Below are 15835 nucleotides of genomic sequence, written 5' to 3'. Positions count from 1 at the left end.
CTTGCCCCTCATTACTGAGGGGCATTTCTATTATCGAGCCGGCGCAACAACGCCCGCCAGCCAACTTCTTGGAATCCCGAACAATGGTGTGCGTTTCCTCAAACTCAAGTATAAATGCATCGAGCGTGTGGACTGCCTCTATTGTTTTTTAAATTATTCCTTTTTCAGCTATACCTATTGAGCAGAAGCCAACAACGACAAGATTTATTCTTTATGGATCCTCTCAATCAAACACCCAACCACCAGGCGCCCAAAGATTTTTGGGAAGACCCGGAGATCAAGAACTTCTTAACTCGGCTTGATTGCCAAATTGACACTTTTGACCGGTTTAATATCGATTTGTCCGGATCCTACTCACTCCTTCTACCGACGATCACAAAAATCACCGTTAACCTCCAAAAGCCCTCTCTTTTCCGAGATGGTGCTGGACGTCGGCCAAAAGCCCTTTTGACTATGTTGTCCACAAGCGACCTAAGCAAAAAGGTACAAGACTGCGCTGAAAGTTATCTGACGGGTAAAGGCTTTGAAGTGGTCGGAAAGGGTTCTTTAGAAGGGCAATTGAAGTAAGGTTGAAATTGTAGGGATGCTCGCTCACCAAGCACGATTCTTACAAATTTTAGTGCATAAGAAGGCGGGACACAGCCCGCCCATGCAATAGAGTCTTAGTAAGCCAAACTTATCCTTCCATATGTCTTGGTAACGGAGTTTTGGAAGCGAAGAGAAGAGCTAAAGGCTGGATCAACCATGTGCCTTGGGTCAGGCTCTTTGTCAAATCATAGTTGCTTCTGCCTTCGAAATGGTCGATGGCGAGCTCAGCTACATTCCCCCCGTCGACAACAAACTGGATCGTTCCAAAAGTTGTCCAGGCGTCTTTGGCAACAACAGCGAGAGTGCCCATAAACAGTGCAGACAAGAATCCGGTAGTTCCCCCGGCAATAATTCCAAAGATAGCTAAGGCAACAGCGACAATCGCGACGGCAACTGCAGCGATTTTTCCATAATTGGCAATTTTCGCGACGTAATTTTTATCAGCTTCAGAAACCTGGCCACGGTAAAATGATTCGCTAATCGTTTTGCAAATCGTGTCAAACATATTATCTCCTTTTTAAATGGCGCTTAGCCTACAAAACCCGCATCTGAGAACCGCATCGATCAAGACCTTGCGCATTCCCTTTTGCTTTATGGTTTGCAATTATCAGAGGGTCGTAAGTTTTTTTCTATTCAAAAATATCATAGACAGGGAAATGAGCCTTAAAAGTGCAGTCCTACTTCCGCCTCGAAAAAAAGGGTTTCAACTCCTGTTTCATCCTGGATAGGGATGAAACGTCGGTGTACATCATATGCCCAGCAGGGAAATGGCTTTGCTTGATGTTTTTTTTCTGCGTCTCGCTCAAATTTAAATGTTGAAAGATATACTCCTGGGATAGGAGAGGTGTCGCCATATCGTAGATACCCAGAGCGGAATAGACTTTAAAATCGGGAATGCGGATCAAAATTTCTCTTAGAGAACTTCCCATATTCATCTGAACATTACCTGCCCGACAATAGTTCCAGGGAGATGTATTGACAAGATAGCGGTACTCATCCCCCCTATCCCATCCAATCTCCTGCCGAAGATATTGATTCAAAGCCGCTACATAAGGAATGAAAATGCTGTCTTGGCTGGGATCGTAATCCATAGTTTCCGCATGAGGTTCCAAAGCTCCTGACGAAAATCGCGAGTCGAACCGCCCGATAACCTTCCCTTCAGCTCTGAGAAGTTGCTCGCAGAAGCTAAGTGGATCTATCCGGATATTGGAAGAGAAGATCCAGTCGCTGGAAATACCAGTCAACAAGGAAAGCTGATCGGCAACCTGCTTTTTCTCGTTGTCCGGCAGCTGATCGCCTTGCATAAGGGCGAGAAGGTAAGGACCCTCAGCATAGCTTCTGGATCTGGCAATTGCCTCTTCCACAGTTTCGCGGGACTTTGCCGGCAGCCTTTTATGATAATGCGCTGCAGCTGTATAGGAAGGGAGAAAGAACACATACGGCAGATCATGGCCTGGCTGCGCACCCCGGAGCCACGAGAGGTTTGTAGCGGTCGAGATCAGAATCAGCCCGTTAAACGACATACGGTGCTTTTCGAAAAGATAGTCTGCCATTCCTATCACGCGGGCCGTTCCGTAGCTCTCCCCGGCCAGATATTTCGGGGTATTCCATCGACCCTTCTTAGTCACATAGAGCCTGACAAATTCACTCATCAGCTTGATGTCTTCATCAACACCGTAGTACTGCTTGGGGTCTTCGCCTTTCACAGCCTTGCTGAACCCCGTAGAGACAGGATCGACAAAAACTAGATCCGTATAGTCTAGAAGAGTGTAGGGATTATCCTCCGTTTCGAAAGGAGGGGTCAATCCACCTTCCATCTTAACCTCGACTCGCTTCGGTCCGAAGGCTCCCATATGAAGCCAGATGGCTGAAGAACCGGGTCCGCCGTTAAAACAGAAGGTGAGGGGGCGATCGTCCTCAGCTTCCTGTTTGAAGTAAGCGACAAAAAAGATCTCGACCTTCTCCTTGCCTTCATGATCGAAGAGCCTTTCCTTCCCCGCCTCCATGACATACTTCAACTTGCCTTCTGTCGTCTCCATACTTTTTGGGGAAGAGATAAACAAGTCGGCCGGCTGCTGGGGTTCTTCAAGCGAGACAAGGGAAAAGGATAGAGTAAGAAATAATGTAGTCATCAATGTGAGAAGGCAACTCTTTGGGCCATGCAAAGTAGATTTTTTTGTCATTTCCATCCATTTGTCCTTTGTCAATCACCGGCTTTAAGCTGAAGATTAAGCAGCTGCTGCGGATTAACGGCAGCGTCCACCGCCACTCTCTTAATACGGCTTGTTTCGCCTGAGAGAATCTCAATTTGGCCTCTCTTGATCCCTAACGTCTTAGCCAGCATTTCGATGAGCTCTTTGTTAGCCGCTCCCCGCTCAGGAGGGGAGTGCAATTTTACCTTTAGCCTACCCTCTTCCCACCCGTCAAGGCCTGCCTTTTTGGCTTTCGGTATCACTTTTACAAAGAAAACATATCCCTTCGGGGTAAGAGTTATGCTGGGCGGAATCGTCATGAGATCCCTCCTGGTTGTCGGTATCACTAGCGAAATATCTCAGACGATACCTAATTGTAATTAAACAGTCAAAAACAAGAGTTAATCAATAAATGAAAACAATTAATTTGAATATAATTTACAGTTTATATATAATTGTTCAAAATTAATTGAAAAACACCTTGTTTTTTGAACTGTATATTAATAAGGATCATTTAATGTGTTACCCTAGTCACAACTACAACCCCTCTTCATTTTACTATCACCATAGCGATACATCGCCTCAACCCAGAAGCGGCAATGATTACGACTCAGATGATCGCAATGAATACAGACGAGACAGTGATTCAAAGAATGAAAGCCGGCGTCACACAGATTCCTCCCGCGATGTTAAAAGGCAAAACAATTGGCAGGAAACCAGGTCATTTGGGAAAGAGTCTACCTACCAAGGCCGAAAGTATGGGGCGGTGACAGAGAAATCCAGAGCAAGAGACGAGAAGGAGCAAAAGAGAGTTGAAATTGCTGCACAACCTTTAGTGCAGGCTCCCGGCGACATAGAAAATAAAAAAAGAACCCTGTCACAAGCTCAAGAAAGGAAATCAACTATTTCGCAACCCGTGAAAAAGTTGCGGCTCGAGCAAGGTGCAACCAATCATTACACTCCAAATCGAGAAGAAGAAAATTCACCACCGACCAATTATTCTCCCCGGCAGGTGTTCTCAATACAAAGCCGGCGAAAGGTAGAAACCGGATCCGCAAAAGTAGTGACTCTCGATGCCCACCTGCAACGGGCCCAAGAAGAGCTTGCTATCCTTTTCTCTAAACGAACTACAGACAACAAATTCCAGAGCATCCCCACCCCCTCTCCCACAATCAGCACACCGAAAGGTACCCCTTTCAACTATGGTGCGCCCCTGTCGATGAGCTGTTCGGAAGAAGAAATTGAACAAACGCTGTTTCTCCCTCCTGTCAAACCGTCCGAATATCTCAAACTGCTGGATAAAGAATCCGAGCAGTTCTCTTCAGGCTACAAAGCCGAGGCCTTTGATGGTCTTAACCTTTGCAGAATTCAGAAAAATCCTGCTGCCTTCTTACAGGAATCCCGAATAGAATATTCGAGAATCGGCGCAGGTTCTTTCCACTTAGCTTATAAAGAGAAAAACAACGGCATAGTCTATCGCTTCCCCAAACCCGAATTGGATCAAACCAATCCAAAGTGCAAGCTCTACAATGTGACAGGAAGTGAAACTAAAATCGTTCCCTACACCGCAAGCATACTCTACAATGGATATCTCTCTTACAAAACGATGGAATCCGTTGTGCAGAACATGCCTGGGGTACGGGTTGCCAAACTCTATAACAAGCCCATTGAAGACGGATATTGGAAAATCGAATACATCGAAAAAGATGTGAATATCCACGACCCTGGTCAACTGAAAAAAGTGGGAGCATGTTTACGACAGATGGTGGAAAAAAACAGAGTTCTGTTTCCCGATTTTAGACCTGGCAATGTGAAAGTAGACAATCAAGGCAATATCGTGATCATCGATTTTTGCGAAGACAAAACAATCGATCACTTCAGGATGGTTACCCCGAGTAAACTGGTTGAAGAGTATATCGAGTGTTGGGCGAATGGACAAAACTCGGTTCTGCAGGCTCTTAAAGGGTACGCAGGGATCAAATAAGCTAAGCGGGCACTAAGATCGACTAGAACAAACAGTTCTCCCAAGGAGAAACTCGCTTCAATGAGAAGGACGCATCGACCTTGATGATGCTTCCGTCTGCAAATGTCGCAAAAAGCATGAAGGGATCGACCTCAATAGAGGTCACAGCGTAATCATGGGGCTTGGCAATAGTATACGAGCGCGCTGTGGTGTCGGCAAATCCCGTCATCAGTTCACCCGAAAACGATCCGCTAAAAATTTTGTTTCCATCCGTCTTCACATGTGTCAGCATCGAGTTGTGCTGATTGACGGCAAGAGGAACACCGGTATTGCGAATATCGTAAAGCGATGCCTTGCCTCCAACAGTACCAACAGCCAGGCAGTTTTCCTTTGCGTGCAGACAACGAATGGAAGTCGCTTCCTGCGTAAATAGGATGGGCGATGCGACTCTTTCAACATCTGCGAGGTAAACTCCCCGCTGCACCGAACTCAGCCAAAGCTTTGATGGGTCAGCCGCAGACACACACTTCTCTACCCCCAAGCCAATAGAGTCTACTGATTCAAATCCTGTCGCCAAATCGGAATAATAAAGTTCACCGAATACGTTTTGAAAAAAAACACCTCGAGCTCCTCCATCCACCGCACTTATAAATCCCGCTTGGGCAATGCCACACTGATTTACGCGAAACTCCCGTATTACCTCTCCCTTTGACGCGAATGCCAACAAGCCGTTTTGGCATCCAGCTATCACATCGTAACCACTAACACCAAGCACATTAGGAGATGAAGATAGACTGCGGTAACTACTTAAATCGGAATCCCTCCATCTAAACTCGAGATTCGAATTCTTCCAACCTATAACAGATAATTGTTCAGATAGGCCCACACACTCGATTTTCGGCTCCAATCCTGAATTTAATCTTCTTTTTTTGTATGGAGTTTCGCTTTTTGTGCAAATTGTATTTCCTTCGTATTGAAAGTACGAACTTTCCTTGAACCGGTTTTTAGGGATCATGAAAGTCTTGGTGCTGCTTTTGACAAAAAGGAAGTTCTTGTTCGACAGAGCGGAAAAGAGAGCTCCCTGACATCTCTCGGTAGGGTTGCGTGAGACCTGCACTTCAAATTTTCCACTCCTCCAATTGTCTTCGGCAACAAAACGGTCTCTGAAGGATCGACTCCAATTGAGAGGGTTTGCCCAGGAGCTGTCCTGCCAACGCTCTTGGTAGAGCCTGCTCCACAGCTTATTTGCCTTGACCACTTCAGAGCCAATAACACACGTTTGGCCAAGGCGACAAAGACTCCGATAATCGAGCTCGCCCAAGATTATATCCCGCATTTCCGGTGGGAGCGAAGAGCTAAACAGACCGTTGGATGTCGATGTATCCAAAGAGTTCAGAACGCTGTTACTTACCATAAGAAATTCTCTAACTTGTGTGATGATCAGGCATGAATAGTTGAGAGGCCTATTTTCCACCTTTGACCCGTTCCTACATAACTCTCGAAAAGGCCAAAGATAGCTGATTCGAATGTGCAGGGAGTTCCAAGGAATAACAACATACCGGGGCGTTATTCTCTCTTATTAAACCCGAAAATAAAATATCATGAACATAATTTAACACGAAGAATAAACTAACAAAACAATAAATTGAATTGTAGTTTTAAAAAGAATATTTTTTTAAAAACCACCAAAGAAGGTACTTTTTTCTACCAAGGAAGAGATGACATTTTACTGTTTCTAAAAAACTACCCTGTGCTAGGATATGGCTCTTTTTCGGGGTGTAGCGCAGCTTGGCTAGCGCGCTTCGTTCGGGACGAAGAGGTCGCGGGTTCGAATCCCTCCACCCCGAAATTCACATCAGCCTTTCCTTCACTTCTTTCAAAGTCACTATCCGAGCACCTCTGGATTGCATCTCGCTAATCGCTTCTTGTTCGTCTAAAGGATTTAAATTGACCGCTCTGCAGGCGTCTATAACAACAAAAACATCATATCCCAGTGCCAATGCATCCAGTGTGGAGAATTTGACACAATAGTCCGTCGCAAGACCTGCGATATACAACTCTTTGACACCCTTTTCTTTTAAAAACGGATCGAGGCCGGTGGCCTTTTTGTGACCGTTATCAAAAAAGGCACTATAGCTGTCTATATCTGGATCGGTTCCTTTAGGAATGACGGCCGCCAACTTGGTGACATCGAGTGATGAGACGATCTCGGCTCCTTTTGACCCCTGCACACAGTGATCGGGCCAAAGAATCTGGGGCAGCCCCTTGAGCGAAACAACCTCACCCGGAGTTTTTTGATGAGTGGAGGCAAAGCTGCCATGTCCTATGGGGTGCCAGTCCTGGCTGGCAACAACCACATCGAACGGCAGCTGGGTCAGTTGGTTGATTACCGGGACAACTTGATCCCCCTCTTTCACTCCCAGAGCTCCCCCAGGTAAAAAATCGTACTGAATATCAACAATGAGTAAGCCTTTCATCTGTTTTTCGCTCCGAGTTATGACAAGTGTGGTGTATTTTTAAGACTGCTCGCAAGAAAATGTGCTATTTCAGCGCGTCGAGATTCCTTTATGGGACGATGTAATCGTGAGCTTTTTCACTACGAATGTTGCGAACCAGACGGATTTTCAGGTCGTAGAGGGATTTTTCCATCCCAACCATATATTGATGGGGATTTAAAAATCGCTTGACACCTACAGGAAAGGAGGAAAGCTGCTCTTGCGTCCTCTTTCTGATATCGTGCAAGCTGGGCAAGGTATAAACGCGTCTTCCCTCTCTGTAGATTGGGATAAGCAGGTCTTCAAATTCTTCGCTATTTTTTATACGCGCCTCTTTGGTGGAGTCAAAGGGGTCTACAATAGACACTTCATCGTCGAGGGGCGAGTTGATATCATAAATGGCATCAGCGATATTGATTCCCTTTGCCTTGAATCGCCTCACCTGAAGGATGCCCGGATTGGATACTTTCTTCATCTGCTCAGAGAGTTTCAGCTTATACTTCCAATGCTCACCCGGATCACGAATGGCAGAAAGCTTATAGACGCCATCGAGCGCGGGCTGGTCCTTGCCGGTAACAAGGTTGGTTCCCACTCCCCAAACTGTAATTTTAGCGCCCTGCCGCTTTAGCTCGCTGATGATAGTCTCATCAAGCTCATTGCTGGCAAAAATTCTGGCATCAGGAAAGCCGCTCGCATCCAGCATGTTCCTTGCTTTGATACTGAGGTCTGCCAAATCACCCGAGTCCAAACGGATACCGATCATCTCGTGTCCTTCGCTTCGGAGCAACTTTGCTGCTTCGATAGCTTTTTCCACGCCTTTCAGAGTGTTGTATGTATCCACTAAGAAAACGCACGATGTCGGCATGTGCTTGGCAAAGGTCGTGAATGACTCCAACTCATCGTCAAAAACCATAACCCAGCTATGAGAGTGAGTGCCTTTAACGGGAATTCCGAAGAGTTTTGCCGCTAAGACATTGGATGTAGAATCGCAACCGCCGATATAGGCTGCACGACTGGCAGTGAGCGCCCCATCGATACCTTGAGCCCTCCTGAGACCAAACTCGAGCACGGAATCTCCCTTGGCGGCCATGCATATTCTTGCTGCCTTGGTTGCAATCAGAGAAGGAAAATTGAAGAGATTAAGCAAGGGACTCTCAAGCAACTGACACTGGATCAAAGGACCTTTGACACGGATTAGGGGCTCATAGGGAAACACGGTTGTTCCTTCCGGAACGGCATCGACATCACAGGAAAAGCGCATCCCTGCCAGGAAGTCGAAAAAAGCCTCCTCGAAAAGGGGGTTGCCGTCCGTGTCTTTAAGCTGAGAGAGATAGGCGATGTCGCTTTCATCAAAACGAAAGTTATCAAGAAATTCGACTACACTCTCCAGACCTGCCGCCACTGCATACCCTCCATTGAAAGGAAGGGTGCGAAAAAAAAGATGAAAAACAGATTCCTTCTTATCAAGTCCGGCTTTCCAATACGCATAGGACATGGTCACCTGGTAAAAGTCCGTCAGCAGGGCGAGGGATTGACTGTAAAATTTTCTCAGGTGAGCGTCTGCCATATATCAGCCCTATTTTTTACTGGTCTCAATACACTATTTAAGAAAAAAGCATTATGCCTATTGATCAACGCCTTGATAGTAATTCATCACTTAAGCGATTGGCAATCTATAATTCCAAAACTTAAAACTCAGCAAACTCTGAGGTATACCGAAAGTGTCGGTATAAACAGCTGCTGTCGAAGCGATAGAATTTTCGCTCTCATTTAACGATTCGCTTCGGTAAAATGAATTCTCTTCACGAAAATGAAGATTCTAGTCTCCACAAGAGATTTCCTTAAACAAAAAACTAAAAACAGTAGTTAGAGCGTCATGGCGGAGATCGAAAATGATCCTGGAATGGTAGAAGAAATTCAGGATGCCCTTTTTGAAGAAAAAGAACCGGAACCCTCCTTGATAAACGCTATCTTTTTGATAACCGGGACATGCATCGGAGCCGGAATGCTCGCGCTGCCATTTGTGACAGCCTATTCAGGCTTTCTCCCGGCGCTCCTCATCGGCTTTATCTCTTGGATTTTCATGATGGCAACAGGCCTTTTGTTTCTTGAGGCAACGCTCTGGATGCCGGATGGCGCCAACGTCATTTCCCTCTCCAGACATTTTTTGGGCCGAACCGGGCAGTGGATTGGCGCTGTTCTCTTCTTATTCCTATACCTCTGTCTGATGGTCTCTTATATCGATGAGGGATCTGCTCTCTTCGGCAGTTTCATGAGCTCCTATATTTCTCCTCTCGAAAGCACACTGCAGCTGATTTTCTTTTCCGTTATCTTCGGCGCTCTTGTCTTAGTCGGCACGCAGATCGTGGGCAAGGTCAACGGCCTTTTAGTTCTGGGCCTTGTCCTGAGTTATTTTTTGATCGTCGTTGCCGGCATCGGAAGCGTGGAAGCGCCCCTGGCCCTGAGAGCGGATTGGAGCCTTTGGTATATGGCAGCGCCGACGCTATTTTCGGCCTACGGCTACCACAACATCCTTCCCACCCTTTCCACCTATCTCAAACGAGACACAAAAAAACTGCGGATCGCGGTGATCGTAGGGACGACAATTCCTTTTATTGTCTATACGCTGTGGCAGCTGCTCATCATCGGAGCGGTCCCGGTGGAGCACATCAGCCAAATCCAGGGACTCCAGGTCCGAAGCTGGGAGCTTCTGGGACTTGCCACTGACAGCGTTCTTCTAAAGGCGCTGGGAAAGGCTTTCGCATTTTTTGCCATTGTCACCTCGCTGCTTGGAGTCGCCCTGTCGATGGTCGATTTCTTAGGAGACGGGCTGAAAGTAAAAAGAAGCGGTCTGACGCGCGTCTTCCTGACGATGGCCGTCTTCATCCCTCCGACAATTTTCGCTTCAACCTATCCAGGAATATTCGTTGAGGCCATCGGCGTGGCCGGAGGAATTGGAGAGGCTATTTTAAACGGCATCATGCCTGTCTTAATGGTTTATGTCGGAAGATTCAAAATGGGACTCCCCCCCATCTACCGATTTCCCTTTGAACGCACCACACTTTCGGCCTTCATCGTCTTTACGCTGCTGATCATGTTCATCGAGATCAGGCACTTAATGTCATAAACCCTTGCAAAACCTGAAATAGTTAGTCCGCAATCATTACTTAAAAGGCCTATGAATATACCCACGTTTCCAGATGTTCTCTCCTTAGAACCGAGCTATCCGGCCCTCCTTCTGGATGCCTATGGTGTTTTTTATGGCGGCCAAGCTTCGGGTCCCTACCCGGGGTCGGCTAAAAAACTGGAAACGCTGATGAACAGCGGTAAAAAAATTGGCATCCTCTCCAATACAACTCAGCTTTCCCATTCCGTGATGGAGAAACTGGAAAAGCAGGGTATAAGACAAGGGAGCCACTACCATTTCTACATCACATCAGGGACAGTTTGCCAAAAGGCCCTGATGGAAAGAAGCCTACCCTTCCCCACGCCGAAGCTACGCTATATTCTCTTTGGCAAACCCCATCCCCATGTCCGCTACCACGAAGCCCTGTTCAAGAGCAGCCCCTATACTGAAACAACAGATCCCCAAAATGCCGATTTCATCTACATCTCGGTGCCTCACATACAGGGTGAAGATCAGGAAAACCCGGAACTGTTCCACAATGAGGTCGAAAGAGCCTGTGCCCTGAATCTTCCCTTCCTTTGCGCCAACCCGGATCTTTTTGCCCATGAGGGCAATCCGCCGCGTCCCGTTGCTAGACAAGGGTCAATTGCGAAAATAGCGATCGAGCTGGGCGCCAAAGTCTATTTCTTCGGCAAACCTCATCGAGAAGTTTATAGAGCTGCTATGGAAGCATTCAACCGGATTGGCGTTTCAGATCCTCGATCGATTCTCATGGTGGGAGATACCCCCTGGACTGACATCCGAGGAGGGAAAGAAGCAATGATGGCAACCGCCCTTGTGACCGGCACTGGAATCTTTCATGAAACTGTAGCGCGCTTAGGCCTTGAGGCAAGCATTGCGCAGCTTGGGCCATACGATAGGCCCCATTATCTGATTAAGGAGCTTTGATGAGTTTTACTTTGCACCCAAACTTCGCTTCAAAAGAGCGTCTGTTAGAGCTTCCCCTCTCGGTTGTGCTTCTCGAAACAGAAAAGCCCTATCCCTGGCTAATCTTAGTCCCGAAACGGGAAGGTGCAAGGCGCCTACTCGATCTTTCCTTTGAAGATAGAGTGCAGCTGATGAAGGAAATCGAACTGGCGGAACGCACGCTGTTCAACGAATTTACACCCGACCAGATGAATGTTTGTCAAATTGGCATTAAAACACCCCAGCTGCATATTCACGTGATTGCTAGGTTTAAAGAAGATCCCAGCTGGCCCGACACTGTCTTTGAAAACTCCTCCACAGAATGGTTCTTGCCCTTCGACCGGCAAACGATGCGGGAGAGGATCCTGCAAAGAATCCAACCTCCCCTATAATGTCAGACAGCTAAAGTTTGAGCCGCTTCAAGCTCCTGCCGGGGGCCGAAAAACTCAAAATGCAACTGCGCTGAAGGAATATCCCATGCTAGAAGATCGGCATAAAGGCCCAGCATGAACGGTTTAGGGCCGCAAAAGTAGTACTCTGCATCTCGCTCTTCTATAATCGACTCCATCAACCGGGAATTAATAAACCCTGTGCTTACCGAGGAATCTCTTAAGCTACTGTCTGCAATGGGTTCGCTGTAGCAATAATGGACTTTCAAATGCGGGTGTCGACAAGCAAGCCCGTCGATCAATGTTTTAAAGGCATGGGTCTCTTCATTGACGTTGGCATGAATCAATGTGATTGGATGGCCGGGAAGAGCATTCAGAGCCGACAGCAAAATGCTCAAAATGGGCGTAATTCCAACTCCCGCCGCAAGCAGCACCAGGGGTTTGATCTCATTTTTAGCGAGATCGATAAAAAACTCTCCGCAGGGAGGCCCCACCTCCAACCTGGAACCTACTGTGACCGAGTCATGCAAATAATTGGAAACATACCCACCAGTTGACTGAGGGTGCTGCGGCGCCTCACGTTTTACGCTGATGCGGAACCAATCCCGGTTGGGTGTATCGGACAGACTGTAATTCCTCATGGTAGTACTGCCGTTTGGCGTTTCAACCCGCACGGTGATATATTGACCAGGCTTGAAGAGCGGCAATCGACTTCTGTCCTCCGGAGACAAATAGAATGAAGTGATCACACGGCTTTCCACTTCCTTTTTCGTCACATAAAAAGTTTTAAATCCGCTCCATCCCCCATCCTGAGCCACATGCTCTTTGTAAATCTGCCCCTCTCTCTCGATCAAGATTTTTGCCAAAAATCCATAAGCCTCCGACCAGGCCCTGATGACCTCATCAGAAGCCATTTCGCCGAGAACTTCTCGAATAGAAGAAAGCAGATTTTCCCCAACAATCGGATAATGCTCCGGCTTAATTTGCAGGGAACTGTGTTTTTGTGCGATCAGCTCAACCGCTCCGCCAAGTACTTCAAGGTTATCGATGTTGGCAGCATAGGCGCAGATGGCATCTGCCAGTGCTTTTTGCTGCGTTCCCGACCTCTGATGCGCTGAATTGAAAAGAGGAATCACTTCCGGATTATGCAAAAACATTCGTTTATAAAAATGCCGGGTAAGAGCCTCTCCCCGCTCCTTGAGAATGGGGGCTGTGGATTTTACTAAGTCTATAGTTTGCTTGTGTAGCATGAAGAAGCTCCTTTTCTGTAATATGAACCTATCTGATTTTGACGCGCGGGAACAAAATTTGGGCTTCTTTATGAATGTGCTCGTGCAGATTTTGCTCTAAGCGCTCGAGACTGTCGAGCACGACAATGTGCGTCATGCACGCTCCTTCAGGGGGCATGTAGCCATTTGTCAACTTCTTTATCTTCTCGAAGGCATCCCCTGTTTCCAGGTGATCTTTATCCAGGGAGGTAAGATCAACTTTAGCTTCCCCTTGCGCAGATTCTCCCCTGGCAAAGTTGGCAATAAGGGGAAATACGACCTGTTCCTCTTCATCCATATGGCTTAGAAGGGAATCTTTTAGCTCTTCAAAGATATTTCTTAATTCGGCGATGTAGGGATACCGCTCGCCATGCTTGATATTTAATTTTTTGATCAATTGACTCAGGCGTGCCAGCTCGTGCCTCGTATAGATGTGGTGCGTGGCTACAATGTGCTCAATAATCTCCTGCGAAGACATCTCATTCCAATTTATCGTCTTTTTCGTCGCCGGCATCTGTTTGAGCTTCTGCATCACTTCGAAAATACTCAGCTTTTTGTCCTCGCACGCTTCCTTCAAGGTTTTGTTTCCCCTGCAGCAATAATCGATCCCCAGCTTCTCAAAGAGACTTGCGTACTCAGGCTTATTCGCAACCAAACTTCCGACAGTTGCGTTCTCATTCAAGAATTCCATAACACTCCATTTAACGGTAAAAGACGATTTAAGGATATCTGGATAAATTTGTCCACTGGAATATAATCTAGCTTTCCTCTATAAATAAGAGCAACAACGAAAGAAGATTATGCTCTCACAAACTTCAGAATACGCTTTGCGGATCATGGTGATCTTAGCTCAGCAAAAAACAGATTCTTTTCTCAGAGGTGAGGAAATCGCCAAAGGCACTAAGGTGCCTGAAGCCTATTTGGCCAAAATCTTGCAGTCGTTAAACAGGGCAGGCTTAGTGCGAGCGCAAAAAGGGATAGGTGGGGGATATGCTATGAATCTGCCAGCGAGCCAAATCTCTTTATTCGATATCATCAATGCGGTCGACCCATTTACCCGAATCAAAAAATGTCCGCTTGGTATCGCGGGACACGAGACCTTATGCCCGCTTCATAAAAAACTGGACACCGCATACGCTGACTTCCAGAAGATTTTCGAAAACTGCCATCTTAGCGATCTTTTGCAAAATCGCGATCAGCCTGTTTTGTGCCCTCACAAAAAAACCTAACTTCCGAATCCCTTCCCATGCGTATAAACATATATTCCGAAAGCGTCTAGAAAATTGGTTTTGGCAACGTGAAATTTCAAATTTCGAGACACTTTCTGTATAAACCGATATCTTCGGTAATCCCCTCGCCAAGTTACGCAGCTCACAGAAAGTTCCGCTTAAAAAAGCAGAAAACTCGCTTTCCTACGGTGAGAGGTTCTATTCAGAATACCCTAGAAAATCTTGTTGATTTTGCGGTGAAAGACATAAATTTTGAGTCCTTCTTTAGAGAAAAATCCTAGTGTTATTGTCCCATCAATTCTTATTCAGGACCAGTGGGATCGGCCACTTCTTTACAGCCAGCCCCACTTCCCATGGAATCATAATCCGATAAGTTCTCCACGCAATCTAGAAATCAATCGTCTGATTCTTTCGGTAGCTTTTGCATTTTCAACAAACAGTTTTTTGCAAAATTCAACGCTTTAATATATTCCTCAAACGAGAATTCCCAGGACTTTCCGTCGAACGAAGGAAAAATCTCAATTTCAAGATTCTCTAATCCTTTTTCTTGTGATACAGTAGCCACTTCCTCTTCTTCAAAAAGGATATTAGCCACCATTTCTTCGTAAACTAGATCGCTAGAAATTTCTACACTAAACTTAGATTTTCGATTCATGAAGCCTTTAAATCCTCTTTTTGACCTATACCATACTCCCTTGCCGTCTAAAGAATAGTACCTCATCTCGCGCGGAATATTTCTTAAGACATATGGATTCTAGATATATCAAGATATCGTCTGAATGATAGTGACCCTGCATATTTTACTCGGGTTTTTTACCGTTATTTTTTGGGAAAACGCCATTAATACACTTACTATGTTTATGGAGAGCTCTTCCTGCATTCGTAAGACCATCACGATCTGTTCCTTACCCTGCTCAGGGAAGAGCATTTAATAGCTCTCACCATAATCTAGGAGTTATTCAACTTTCTGGCTCTTCAGGTTGTCTACGTAATTCCCATAAACGATGTTTAGTCTTCTGAATGACATTTTGAAATTCATCAAAACTAAACTCCCAACATTCTCTATCTTTTGGAGGATAGAGTCTGATTCTGAGATTCTCGAATCCATCTTCTTGTTCTATTTCAGCAACGAATTGATCCTTAAAATATATATCCGCTGATAAATCCTTGTATTCTAAATATCCTACTATATCTACTCTGAATTGCGAATCTGTCACAGCTCCAAAAAACCTCTAAAAGTGACTTTGTTGCCTAAATTTTTAATAAAATCGATGTTAGTCAATTGCTATCGTAAAGACGTATTCCACAGCCATCTTTCAAACCCCAATACGCTAGTCGATTTTTTCAATAATTTTATTCCTCACTCAGCCACCGTCTTATCCTCAGTTATTATTCTAAAGCCCAAAGCGAAAATACTAATAAGGCTATTAGTGGAATTGGTAGATATTTGATAACAATTAAGATTCGACAGATCAACACTCATTTTTTTCCATGTTCTTTTGATATCATCTAATTCGTTAGATTGTTGAATACACTCTGCTTTTAAAATAAAATCCGGAGGAACAAAACCAAAGTGCATATCTGCTCTAAAAGCATAGTGCAGTTGCCCCTATAAAGC

General features: G+C 45.7%; 16 protein-coding genes and 1 tRNA gene. 7 read left to right on the top strand and 10 right to left on the bottom strand.

The annotated features are described in order from the left end of the window. The first annotated feature begins 213 nt into the window (after positions 1-213). On the top strand, positions 214-567 hold the full coding sequence (locus tag ELAC_RS10440; RefSeq protein WP_098039235.1) for a hypothetical protein: 354 nt from the start codon (positions 214-216) through the stop codon (positions 565-567). Between the two features lie 109 nt (positions 568-676). Here the strand turns inward: ELAC_RS10440 and ELAC_RS10435 are convergent, their stop codons facing one another. The 3 genes from ELAC_RS10435 to ELAC_RS10425 form a co-directional block, all read right to left on the bottom strand. After that, a complete protein-coding gene (locus ELAC_RS10435; RefSeq protein ID WP_098039234.1) occupies positions 677-1093 on the bottom strand; it encodes a hypothetical protein in 417 nt (138 codons plus the stop codon). 172 nt (positions 1094-1265) lie between these two features. Beyond that, positions 1266-2720: a S10 family peptidase gene (locus ELAC_RS10430; RefSeq protein ID WP_204250557.1), complete on the bottom strand. Its 1455-nt coding sequence runs from the start codon at positions 2718-2720 to the stop codon at positions 1266-1268. A gap of 71 nt (positions 2721-2791) precedes the next feature. Then, positions 2792-3100 carry a DUF167 domain-containing protein gene (locus ELAC_RS10425; protein WP_098039232.1) on the bottom strand — a complete coding sequence of 103 codons (309 nt, stop codon included), beginning with the start codon at positions 3098-3100 and terminating at the stop codon, positions 2792-2794. Between the two features lie 197 nt (positions 3101-3297). Between ELAC_RS10425 and ELAC_RS10420 the strand changes: the two genes are divergently transcribed. Then, positions 3298-4764 carry a protein kinase family protein gene (locus tag ELAC_RS10420; protein ID WP_143406501.1) on the top strand — a complete coding sequence of 489 codons (1467 nt, stop codon included), beginning with the start codon at positions 3298-3300 and terminating at the stop codon, positions 4762-4764. A gap of 22 nt (positions 4765-4786) precedes the next feature. On the opposite strand, the gene ELAC_RS10415 is transcribed toward ELAC_RS10420, so the two are convergent. Then, positions 4787-6157, bottom strand: coding sequence for an F-box protein (locus tag ELAC_RS10415; protein WP_098039230.1), 1371 nt, complete (start codon positions 6155-6157; stop codon positions 4787-4789). A 358-nt stretch (positions 6158-6515) separates the two neighbouring features. On the opposite strand from ELAC_RS10415, the gene ELAC_RS10410 reads away from it, so the two are divergent. Beyond that, positions 6516-6590, top strand: a tRNA-Pro gene (locus ELAC_RS10410). Between the two features lie 3 nt (positions 6591-6593). Here the strand turns inward: ELAC_RS10410 and pncA are convergent. Further along, positions 6594-7220, bottom strand: coding sequence for a bifunctional nicotinamidase/pyrazinamidase (gene pncA, locus ELAC_RS10405; RefSeq protein ID WP_098039229.1), 627 nt, complete (start codon positions 7218-7220; stop codon positions 6594-6596). Between the two features lie 88 nt (positions 7221-7308). Then, positions 7309-8805, bottom strand: a complete 1497-nt coding sequence (locus tag ELAC_RS10400) for a nicotinate phosphoribosyltransferase (RefSeq protein ID WP_098039228.1) — start codon at positions 8803-8805, stop codon at positions 7309-7311. Between the two features lie 309 nt (positions 8806-9114). Here ELAC_RS10400 and ELAC_RS10395 point away from each other — a divergent pair, with 309 nt between their 5' ends. From ELAC_RS10395 to ELAC_RS10385, 3 genes are read left to right on the top strand one after another with little or no spacing between them, the layout of a single operon-like run. Then, a complete protein-coding gene (locus tag ELAC_RS10395; protein ID WP_098039227.1) occupies positions 9115-10365 on the top strand; it encodes an amino acid permease in 1251 nt (416 codons plus the stop codon). Positions 10366-10416: 51 nt separating this feature from the next. Continuing rightward, on the top strand, positions 10417-11313 hold the full coding sequence (locus ELAC_RS10390) for a TIGR01459 family HAD-type hydrolase (protein WP_098039226.1): 897 nt from the start codon (positions 10417-10419) through the stop codon (positions 11311-11313). Next, positions 11313-11723, top strand: coding sequence for an HIT domain-containing protein (locus ELAC_RS10385; protein ID WP_098039225.1), 411 nt, complete (start codon positions 11313-11315; stop codon positions 11721-11723). The genes ELAC_RS10390 and ELAC_RS10385 overlap by 1 nt, the downstream gene beginning before the upstream one ends. A gap of 2 nt (positions 11724-11725) precedes the next feature. Here ELAC_RS10385 and hmpA read toward each other — a convergent pair whose 3' ends face one another. Both hmpA and ric read right to left on the bottom strand, forming a co-directional pair. Further along, positions 11726-12970: an NO-inducible flavohemoprotein gene (gene hmpA, locus ELAC_RS10380; protein WP_098039224.1), complete on the bottom strand. Its 1245-nt coding sequence runs from the start codon at positions 12968-12970 to the stop codon at positions 11726-11728. A 28-nt stretch (positions 12971-12998) separates the two neighbouring features. Beyond that, positions 12999-13679, bottom strand: a complete 681-nt coding sequence (ric, locus tag ELAC_RS10375; RefSeq protein ID WP_098039223.1) for an iron-sulfur cluster repair di-iron protein — start codon at positions 13677-13679, stop codon at positions 12999-13001. A gap of 109 nt (positions 13680-13788) precedes the next feature. Here ric and ELAC_RS10370 point away from each other — a divergent pair, with 109 nt between their 5' ends. Then, a complete protein-coding gene (locus ELAC_RS10370; protein WP_098039222.1) occupies positions 13789-14217 on the top strand; it encodes an RrF2 family transcriptional regulator in 429 nt (142 codons plus the stop codon). A gap of 394 nt (positions 14218-14611) precedes the next feature. Here the strand turns inward: ELAC_RS10370 and ELAC_RS10365 are convergent, their stop codons facing one another. Together ELAC_RS10365 and ELAC_RS10360 are read right to left on the bottom strand one after the other, a co-directional pair. After that, on the bottom strand, positions 14612-14872 hold the full coding sequence (locus ELAC_RS10365) for a hypothetical protein (protein ID WP_098039221.1): 261 nt from the start codon (positions 14870-14872) through the stop codon (positions 14612-14614). A 304-nt stretch (positions 14873-15176) separates the two neighbouring features. Further along, the gene (locus tag ELAC_RS10360) at positions 15177-15434 is read right to left on the bottom strand and encodes a hypothetical protein (protein ID WP_098039220.1); all 258 of its coding nucleotides are present in this window, start codon (positions 15432-15434) and stop codon (positions 15177-15179) included. Between the last annotated feature and the right edge of the window lie 401 nt (positions 15435-15835).

Source organism: Estrella lausannensis, assembly GCF_900000175.1.
Lineage (GTDB): Bacteria > Chlamydiota > Chlamydiia > Chlamydiales > Criblamydiaceae > Estrella > Estrella lausannensis.
The sequence above is the reverse complement of the archived record's forward strand: the minus strand, read 5'-3'. Positions and strand labels throughout refer to the sequence as shown.